This is a genomic window from Pseudomonas sp. Pmew2 (genome assembly GCF_058129885.1).
The window spans coordinates 4,523,053-4,532,075 of the sequence record NZ_CM176702.1 but is presented as its reverse complement, the minus strand read 5'-3'; the positions used below and the strand labels follow the sequence as shown (position 1 = coordinate 4,532,075).

Below are 9,023 nucleotides of genomic sequence, written 5' to 3'. Positions count from 1 at the left end.
GGCCCTCAACTTTCCTCGCGATTCTGCCCGATCAGGCTGTCGACCGGTGGCACACGGGTGTCGGATTCCATCTGCGCATCATGTTCGATCTGATGGCTGAACCGCTCCAGTGAACTCTGGGCCGGTTTGGCATCGCTGGCGAACACAGGTGGGCTCAATATGTAAGCACCCAGCAGTTTGCTCAGCGCTGCCAGGCTATCGATGTGCGTGCGCTCATAACCGTGAGTCGCGTCGCAGCCGAAGGCCAGCAGGGCCGTGCGTATGTCGTGCCCTGACGTCACTGCCGAATGCGCATCGCTGTAGTAATAGCGAAACAGGTCACGGCGTACCGGCAGTTCGTTCTCTACGCCCAGACGCAGCAAGTGGCGGGACAGATGGTAGTCGTACGGACCGCCCGAGTCCTGCATCGCCACGCTCACCGCGTGCTCGCTGGAGTGCTGGCCCGGTGCAACCGGCGCGATGTCGATACCGACGAACTCGCTCACGTCCCAAGGCAGTACGCCCGCTGCGCCCGTACCGGTTTCTTCGGTGATGGTGAACAGCGGGTGGCAATCGATCAACGGCTCTGCACCGCTGTCGACAATGGATTTCAGCGCCGCAAGCAGCGCCGCGACACCGGCCTTGTCATCCAGATGGCGTGCACTGATGTGACCGCTCTCGGTGAACTCCGGCAGCGGGTCGAACGCCACAAAGTCGCCGATACCGATGCCCAGCGATTCGCAGTCGGCACGTGTGGTGCAATAGGCATCCAGACGCAGCTCGACGTGGTCCCAACTGATCGGCATCTCGTCGACGGCGGTATTGAACGCATGACCGGACGCCATCAACGGCAGAACGCTGCCACGAATCACGCCCGTGTCGGTGAATACACTGACACGGCTGCCCTCGGCAAACCGGCTTGACCAGCAACCGACTGCCGCCAGTGCCAGGCGGCCGTTGTCTTTGACTTCCCGAACGCTGGCACCGATGGTGTCCAGGTGCGCCGATACCGCACGGTCAGGGCTATTCTGCTTGCCCTTGAGGGTGGCGCGGATCGTGCCGCGGCGGGTCAGTTCGAACGGGATGCCCAGTTCTTCAAGACGCTCGGCCACGTAACGCACGATAGTGTCGGTAAAACCGGTCGGGCTTGGAATCGCGAGCATTTCCAACAAAACTTTCTGCAGGTATTTCAGATCCGGATCGGGGATATTTGCAGGGGTCATGGATGCTCCTTATGGAACAGTTGCAAGCCACAAGGCCGCAAGGGCTGATAGCCCTTTTGCAGCCTGTGTCCGCAACTGCGATCAGATATGCACAGGCAGGCTGTGCGGAAACAACAGATCGACGAAACGTTCGGCGGTGGGTTGTGGTTCATGGTTGGCAAGGCCCACGCGTTCATTGGCTTCGATGAACACGTACTCGGGCTGATCGGCGGCCGGCACCATCAGGTCCAGGCCGACGACCGGGATGTCCAGAGCCCGGGCTGCACGTACTGCTGCATCGCTGAGCACCGGGTGCAGAATGGCCGTGACATCTTCAAGGCAGCCACCGGTGTGCAAGTTTGCAGCGCGGCGCACGGCCAGACGCTGATCCATCGGCAGGATATCGGCATACTCAAAACCGGCCTCGCGCACTGTGCGCTCGGTCTCCTGGTCCATCGGAATACGGCTTTCGCCATCAGTCGCGGCGGCACGGCGACGGCTCTGGGCCTCGATCAACTGTTTGATGGTATGGCGTCCATCACCAATGACCTCAGCCGGACGACGGATCGCTGCAGCCACCACCTGAAAGCCGATCACCACGATGCGCAGGTCGAGGCCTTCATGAAAGCTTTCCAGAATGACGCGAGTGTCGAACCGACGGGCCTGTTCGATAGCGCTCTGAACGTCTTCGATGGTCCGCAGATCGACGGCGACACCCTGGCCTTGCTCGCCATCCAGCGGCTTGACCACGATTTGCCCGTGCTCTTCAAGAAACGCAAGGTTGTCGTCTGCACTGCCTGCCCGCTGCTGTGCGGGCAAGCGCAGGCCTGCAGCCTTCAACGCTCGATGGGTCAGGCTTTTGTCCTGACACAGGGTCATGCTCACCGCGCTGGTCAGATCGCTCAACGACTCGCGGCAGCGGATCCGCCGACCACCATAGCTGAGGGTAAACAGGCCGGCATCCGCGTCATCCACCTGTACGTCAATGCCACGACGATGGGCTTCCTCGACGATGATTCGCGCATATGGATTGAAATCCGCCTGCGGACCTGGGCCGAGGAACAACGACTCGTTGATGCCGTTCTTGCGCTTGATGGCGAAGGTCGGCAGGTTACGGAAATTCAGCTTGGCGTACAGCGCCTTGGCCTGATCGTTGTCATGCAACACCGACAGATCAAGGTAGCTCAGACCGCGGCTCATGAAGTGCTCGATCAAATGCCGCACCAGCACTTCACCCACGCCGGGACGTGTGCATTGCGGGTCAACCGCCAGGCACCAGAGGCTGCTGCCTTTTTCCGGATCATTGAAGGCTTTCTGATGATCAAGGCCCATGACGCTGCCGATGATCGTGTTGCTGCCCTCATCTTCGGCCACCCAATATACCGGGCCACCTTCATGACGCGGCGTGAGCAGGGCCGGGTCGATGGGCAACATGCCGCGTGCCAGATACAGGTTATTGATGGCTTGCCAGTCCGCTTCGTTATGCGCCCGGCGGATGCGATACCCGCGAAACACCCGGTGCGCCGGTCGGTAGTCGCTGAACCACAGACGAAGCGTGTCCGACGGGTCGAGAAACAACTGCTGCGGCGATTGCGCCAATACCTGCTGCGGCGCCGCCACATACAAGGCAATGTCACGCTCGCCGGGCTTTTCGTTGAGCAGGTCCTGGGCCAGTGCTGCCGGATCAGGGTAAGTGTGACCGATCAGCAAGCGACCCCAGCCACAATGCAGCGCCAAAGGCTCTGCGTCTATCTGGCTGCCATCTTCGGCAAGACGCGCTTGCAGACGTTCGTACGAGGGCGACTGGCCACGCAACAAGCGCTGGCTATAAGTCGTCGCGTTCTGTTTCATCAATCACAGTCCTTGTTCGCTGAGCCACAGGTTCAGCGCTGCCAGTTGCCACAGCTTGGAGCCGCGCAATGGCGTGAGCTGGCCCTCTGGGTTGGTCAGCAACTTATCGACCATGGCCGGATTGAACAGGCCGCGGTCCTGACTGGAGTCGGTCAACAGTTCACGCACCCAGTTGAGGGTGTCGCCCTGCAAGTGCTTGAGGCCGGGAACCGGGAAGTAGCCCTTCTTGCGGTCGATCACTTCCGAAGGAATGACCAGACGCGCCGCTTCTTTCAACACTTGCTTGCCGCCATCAGGCAATTTGAACTTGCCCGGAATACGCGCAGACAGCTCAACCAGACGGTAGTCAAGGAACGGTGTACGCGCTTCCAGGCCCCAGGCCATGGTCATGTTGTCGACTCGTTTGACCGGGTCATCGACCAGCATCACCGTACTGTCTAGGCGCAACGCCTTGTCGACCGCGGCGCTGGCGCCGTGCTGGGCGAAATGATCGCGAACGAAATCACCGGCTGCGTCGTTGGCTGTGCGCCACTTCGGCTGCACCGTCTCGGCATATTCCGCATAGCTGCGGTCGACAAACGCATCGCGGTAGGCCGCAACCGGGTCGCTCGCGCCGTCTACTTGTGGGTACCAGTGGTAACCGGCAAACAGTTCGTCAGCGCCCTGGCCGCTCTGTACCACCTTGCAATGCTTGGACACTTCACGCGACAGCAGGTAGAAGGCGATGCAATCGTGGCTGACCATCGGCTCGCTCATGGCGCGGAACGCCGCAGGCAGCTGTTCGATGATCTCGCTTTCCTGAATACGCAACTGGTGGTGGCGTGTGCCGTAATGCTTGGCGATCAAGTCGGAATACTGAAATTCGTCGCCACGCTCGCCACCGGCATCCTGAAAGCCGATAGAGAAGGTCGACAGGTCTTCTACCCCCACTTCACGCAACAGGCCGACCAGCATGCTGGAGTCGACACCGCCGGAAAGCAGCACGCCGACGTCTACCGCGGCACGCTGACGAATCGCCACTGCTTCACGGGTGCTGTCCAATACGCGGTCGCGCCAGTCTTCGAGCGTGAGGTTTTTCTCGTCTTCATGAGGACCGTAAGGCAGGGTCCACCAGACTTTCTGCTCGACCTTGCCGCTGGCGTCGATGCGCATCCAGCTGGCTGGCGGCAACTTCTCGACGCCCGCCAGCAGCGTGCGCGGGGCAGGCACCACAGCGTGGAAGTTGAGGTAATGGTTGAGCGCCACCGGATCAAGCATTCCGCTGATATCACCACCCTTGAGCAGGGCAGGCAGCGAAGACGCGAAGCGCAGGCGCTTGTCGGTTTTCGACAGGTACAACGGCTTTACGCCGAGGCGGTCACGGGCGATGAACAGCTGCTTGCTGTCACGCTCCCAGATGGCGAAGGCGAACATACCATTGAGCTTGGGCAGCATGTCTGCGCCCCAAGCGTGATAGCCCTTGAGCAACACCTCGGTGTCGCCACCGGAATGGAACTGATAGCCAAGGCTTTCCAACTCGGCACGCAATTCCGGGAAGTTATAAATCGCACCGTTGAAGGCCATGGACAGGCCCAGGTGACTGTCGATCATCGGCTGCGCCGAGCCATCCGACAGGTCCATGATTTTCAGACGGCGATGACCAAGGGCAACCGGCCCCTGGCTGTGAAACCCCCACGCATCCGGGCCGCGAGGCGCCAGCTCATGGGTAATGCGCTCAACAGCGGCCAGGTCCGCTGGTTGATGGTCGAAACGTAATTCACCTGCTAATCCGCACATTTGTCCTAAACCTTATGTGTTTCGGCGTGTTTGGCGTTACTGGCTTTCGGTGCGTACCAATTTCGTACCACTTTCACTCATATTGAGCTTTTCAAGCTCTGCCCAGTCGCTCGGCGAGCTGATCCACTTCGCATAGGTCGACAACAACACCTGCACGCTGTGCCCAAGTTGCGCGGCAATGAATGCCGGATTCATGCCGGACATCAGGCACATGGTTGCGTAGGTGTGGCGCGTGTCGTACATCCTGCGCCTTCTAATTCCCACCTTCCGCATGGCGCTCAGCCAGTAACGTTTTGGCCCCGTCTCGGAGCGGATAAAAAGCTCTGTTCGGTCCCCATTACCTTCGGGTGCAAACACGTAATCAGAGCGCAGCTCCGTCAGCGGCCTAGCCTTATCGAGTGCATGTAAGGCCCGATCGTTCAATAAAACTTCCCTCACCACCTTCGTTTTGGTCCTTTCCTGAATCTTTCCGTATATGCGGATCCGGCATACCCGTGCTGACCTTTTGCGGGTATCAACCTCGCTCCAGCGCAGAGCCATCGCCTCGCCCGGGCGCATCCCCGTGTAGAAGGAAAACTCGAAAAATGCTGCGTAGATGGCCTGCAAACCGCTTGTCGATTTGTAGAGCTGCTCGATCAAAGCATCTGCCTCTTCGCGCGTCAGCGGATCAATTTCGCGCTTCACACCTCGGGTTGCGGGTATTGATGCGGCCGGGTTGCGCACTATCAATTCATCACTGACAGCCTGGGCGAAGATGCTCGTGACGATCCGCACGGCACCTTTCCTGCGGCTGGGGGACGGCCACTGAATATCGGTGGCCAGCTTGCGCATTTTCATCGGCGTTATTTCATCAAGGCGCAGGCTGGCCAGGTAGGGGATCCAGTAGGTTTGCAGTGCAGAGCGATAGTTTTTCCGGGTGCTGTCCACGATCTGCAGGCTGTCCAGCCAATCTTGAGCATAGTCGAAGAAGATCGGGATCTTGTGGGTGCTGGCGCTTCGGGAGTTTGGGAACAGCTCGGCGTACTTCTCTGGGGTCAGCGCGCCGAGCTTTTCCAGCTGCTTTACCTGAGAACGTAGGCCTGCTGCTGCGGCGATGCCTTTCGGCGTCTGGGGGTAGGGGAGCGTCTCGCAGCAGCGGCGCTTGCCCCTTGAGAACCGGATTCTGATGGATTGCCCAATAAGCTCGACACCGGTCGGGAGTTCCAGAGGTTCTCTAGCCATTCGTCATATCTCCATTTGCTGTACATGATTCGTCCGTCGATCTTCATCCAGACGCCGGCGGGGATTATGTTGCGCTCGCGCTTTCGCTGAAGCGCTTTTGCGGTGGTACCGATCAGTTCGGCCATGCGTTTTTCGGTAACTTTGTCGTGCGCCGGATCTTCCGGCAGCTTGGCAGCGGTGGCCATAGGCTTATGCTCCGGGCCGCGCTGGGCGGCGGAAGGGGTTATTGAGGGGTCTTGCTCAGCACCGCGTCAGCCATTTTTATGGCTGCATGTGCATCGCTGATATAGCCGGGATCGAAGCCACCGCGCCCGCGGATCGTCGCCTGGCATGATCGGAGGTTTTCGCGCATGACTTTGAGCGCTGCTACTAGCTCTTTCCGCAATTCGGCTTCGGCGCGGCCAAGATCATAGAAGCGCTGGCCCCAGTGGCCGGGAGGCGGTGGATTCGTGCCTTGAAAGCCAAACCCCATCGCGCCGACTGCCACATCCAGAAGATCACGTTTGTATGCGTTGTCTCCGTCAATGCTCAGGCCGTTTCGGCGGAGCGCATCCAGAGCGGTGTTTAGGTTCGCTTCGGGCGATGGCAGGACCAGGTCGAAGTCGTCACTGCCCGGGCGAGTAACGATCACGAAAAGCTCGCAGTCGAGCGGGAGTTGCTGAGCAATGTCCGGCAGTGCGGCGATGATTGCTTCACGCAGATGGTGCTTTGGGTTAGCCATAAAAATACCTCGCTCGCCGATCACCGGCAGGCTCTGTAGGGAAGGGGGTATGTACTGATTGGATTACGGCATCACGCGCTTAAATTCGACAACCCAGACCCACGGGTTGGCGTTCCAGTTCTCAGCGCTGTTGATGGATTCCCAGAGAGTCCTGAATTGGACGCGCCACGCCATTTCGAGGTGTTCTGCGACTGGCCAATTCGGCCCCTCGGCTTCCGCCTGCTCTTCGCTTATGTCCTGCAACCGCTCGACCCTTACGTCGGTAATCTCCAGCAGGATGCGGCTGACCCAGCGCGGCATGTGGATGGATGGCCGAGTTTTCCCCAGCGTGATCATCGAGCATCCGGTTTGCCTTGAGGAACCATCTGCCGGGTATTGGATCGGCTCGCCGTGGCTCAGCTCGCGCGGCGCGATCGCATTCAACTGGGCGTCAGCCCGCCAAGCCTCTCGCACCCATAACCGGTCGCCAGGCTGGCCGTACGGGGACTTTGCGCTCCATTCCCCGCCGCTGCGGGTGGAGTAGGCATAGAAACCGTCTATCTCGTCGCCATTCACGGCGCGGCCGGCCAGGTACTCGAACCGGTGATCACGCCGCGACCAGCTAAGGTCGAATGGCTGAACTTTCACTACCCGCCGCGTGACCGTCTTCTGGCCCGACAGAATGGTGCGCACCATCGGAGCCGAGAACAGGATGGGGCGTTCTTTGGTTTGGTTGGTCATGACAATAACTCCAGTGGGGCGTCAGCTTTCGCCGTGATTTCAAACACTGCCAGCGCGTAGGCGTCGGGGTGCTGTTTGTCGAAAGCCGGCATATGCTCTGTTTCCAGCCACTGCCCGCGTGAGGTGCCCCTGGCCAGCCATGCCGGTTTACTTCCGGGTGCCTGAGTCCATACCGTCACGCCAATTCCGAAGGATGAAATTTGCTTTGCAGTGATGAAGCCTTGAAGCCGCATCTGCGCAATTACCCGCAGGGCCGATTCTTTCCACGGAGTGAGTCGGATCGGTGACGGCACACCGGCAGGCAGGGTTTCCACAACTGAGGGCACCTTGCAGCGCTGCTCAGGCCACCAGTCGAACATCCGGTTGGAGTACCCAAAGCGCGGGAGTTTCTTCTCCGGCCAGAACAGCTCCGAGTCAATGCTGAAGCCATGGGAGCAACCTTTCACCCTGGAGTACTTGCTTGCGACCAGCACACGGATGCCCAGGTGTTCAAGCATTTTCTTGATTCCTGCGCTGGAGTCGGTGATCTTGCTGACAATGACGAGGCGGTGGTCGGGACCGGGACGTCCGTAGAACTCGTCCCCAAGCGATGGCAGAATCTGGTCGGCTACTTTGGCGTTCAGAGCCAGCTTCGCTTCGACGCCGATTTGGCGCCCGTCCTCATGGACGACAAGCACATCAAACCCTGCGGCCTCGGGATGGCAGGTCCAGCCCGGCAGGCTGTTGAACTCCATCATGAAGACCGCGCACAACTGGGCCTCACTGGTTATGGCTTCAAGTTCCATTGGCATAGCTCCGCCATACCGCACATGCGGCTGACATTGAATTGATTGAGAGGGGGTTGTTACTGCGGAGTGTTCGGGCGCACCGGGCAAAAGTGAGGCCCTGTCAAACCCTTGGAGAAGCGCTTTATGAGTTCAAGTATCGGCCTTTGGGCGGTGATACTCGGTTGTTTCGGCACTTCCTGAGCCGCTGCACGCCAGCAGATTGGCGTGTTGGTCATGATCCTTCCCCTGTGTATTCACGCCAAGCGACCTTCACGCCGTTGACCAGAAAGCCCCAGTCGCCTTTCCAGCGGCTGGTGATGAAGAGCGTGTACACGCCGCCGGGCGACACTTCGTCGATGCGGTGGTATTCGCCGTGGTTGAGCCGTGCGGTGTCGCCTGGAATCCGGTCGGTGTACCCGGTGAGTTCCGAGGCTGTGCCTGGTGGAAGTCCTACATCGAGCAGTCTCTGTTCCGTGTACCAACCACGCAGGACCACCGTGCGTGCATTCCACGGATGGTCGTGCAAGTCCCGGTCGGCGTCGGGGCGCATGATGTGGTGCACGCGGATCGACCAAGGGCACCAGCGTATGCGGCCGAGGTGGGTTTCCCGGTCGTAGGCGTTGAACAGCCACCAGCGGCCCATGTACACCTCTTGGCCATCAGCTGACTGTATGTGCAGGTATGGGGTGCGCTGGGCGCGGGTGATGAGCCAGGCAGCGATTGCCGGGCGCGCGAGTAGCTTGGCGAGCAGTCGCCAGAAGATATTGATCATGGGGATTCCTTGGG

The 9,023-nt window shown here is 59.8% G+C and carries 8 protein-coding genes; all 8 read right to left on the bottom strand.

Annotated elements, in window-relative coordinates:
• Positions 1-5: 5 nt before the first annotated feature.
• Positions 6-1,202, bottom strand: a complete 1,197-nt coding sequence (locus AC4ANK_RS20910) for an osmoprotectant NAGGN system M42 family peptidase (protein WP_002552559.1) — start codon at positions 1,200-1,202, stop codon at positions 6-8.
• Positions 1,203-1,283: 81 nt separating this feature from the next.
• Positions 1,284-3,032 carry an N-acetylglutaminylglutamine synthetase gene (gene ngg / locus AC4ANK_RS20905; RefSeq protein ID WP_002552560.1) on the bottom strand — a complete coding sequence of 583 codons (1,749 nt, stop codon included), beginning with the start codon at positions 3,030-3,032 and terminating at the stop codon, positions 1,284-1,286.
• 3 nt (positions 3,033-3,035) lie between these two features.
• Positions 3,036-4,808 carry an N-acetylglutaminylglutamine amidotransferase gene (locus AC4ANK_RS20900; RefSeq protein WP_031597946.1) on the bottom strand — a complete coding sequence of 591 codons (1,773 nt, stop codon included), beginning with the start codon at positions 4,806-4,808 and terminating at the stop codon, positions 3,036-3,038.
• Positions 4,809-4,844: 36 nt separating this feature from the next.
• Positions 4,845-6,029, bottom strand: a complete 1,185-nt coding sequence (locus AC4ANK_RS20895; RefSeq protein WP_460384587.1) for a tyrosine-type recombinase/integrase — start codon at positions 6,027-6,029, stop codon at positions 4,845-4,847.
• Positions 6,030-6,252: 223 nt separating this feature from the next.
• A complete protein-coding gene (locus AC4ANK_RS20890; RefSeq protein WP_460384589.1) occupies positions 6,253-6,750 on the bottom strand; it encodes a hypothetical protein in 498 nt (165 codons plus the stop codon).
• Between the two features lie 63 nt (positions 6,751-6,813).
• On the bottom strand, positions 6,814-7,470 hold the full coding sequence (locus AC4ANK_RS20885) for a hypothetical protein (protein ID WP_460384591.1): 657 nt from the start codon (positions 7,468-7,470) through the stop codon (positions 6,814-6,816).
• Complete coding sequence (locus tag AC4ANK_RS20880) at positions 7,467-8,255, bottom strand: hypothetical protein (protein WP_460384593.1); 789 nt, start codon at positions 8,253-8,255, stop codon at positions 7,467-7,469. The genes AC4ANK_RS20885 and AC4ANK_RS20880 overlap by 4 nt, the downstream gene beginning before the upstream one ends.
• A 214-nt stretch (positions 8,256-8,469) precedes the next feature.
• A complete protein-coding gene (locus AC4ANK_RS20875) occupies positions 8,470-9,009 on the bottom strand; it encodes a hypothetical protein (protein ID WP_002553066.1) in 540 nt (179 codons plus the stop codon).
• Positions 9,010-9,023: the final 14 nt, after the last annotated feature.

Excerpts from the sequence above, each read along its gene's own strand:
- AC4ANK_RS20910 (WP_002552559.1), bottom strand. The coding sequence starts at position 1,202 with ATGACCCCTGCAAATATCCCCGATCCGGATCTGAAATACCTGCAGAAA.
- ngg (WP_002552560.1), bottom strand. The coding sequence starts at position 3,032 with ATGAAACAGAACGCGACGACTTATAGCCAGCGCTTGTTGCGTGGCCAG.
- AC4ANK_RS20885 (WP_460384591.1), bottom strand. The coding sequence starts at position 7,470 with ATGACCAACCAAACCAAAGAACGCCCCATCCTGTTCTCGGCTCCGATG.
- AC4ANK_RS20895 (WP_460384587.1), bottom strand. The coding sequence starts at position 6,029 with ATGGCTAGAGAACCTCTGGAACTCCCGACCGGTGTCGAGCTTATTGGG.
- AC4ANK_RS20875 (WP_002553066.1), bottom strand. The coding sequence starts at position 9,009 with ATGATCAATATCTTCTGGCGACTGCTCGCCAAGCTACTCGCGCGCCCG.
- AC4ANK_RS20900 (WP_031597946.1), bottom strand. The coding sequence starts at position 4,808 with ATGTGCGGATTAGCAGGTGAATTACGTTTCGACCATCAACCAGCGGAC.
- AC4ANK_RS20880 (WP_460384593.1), bottom strand. The coding sequence starts at position 8,255 with ATGGAACTTGAAGCCATAACCAGTGAGGCCCAGTTGTGCGCGGTCTTC.
- AC4ANK_RS20890 (WP_460384589.1), bottom strand. The coding sequence starts at position 6,750 with ATGGCTAACCCAAAGCACCATCTGCGTGAAGCAATCATCGCCGCACTG.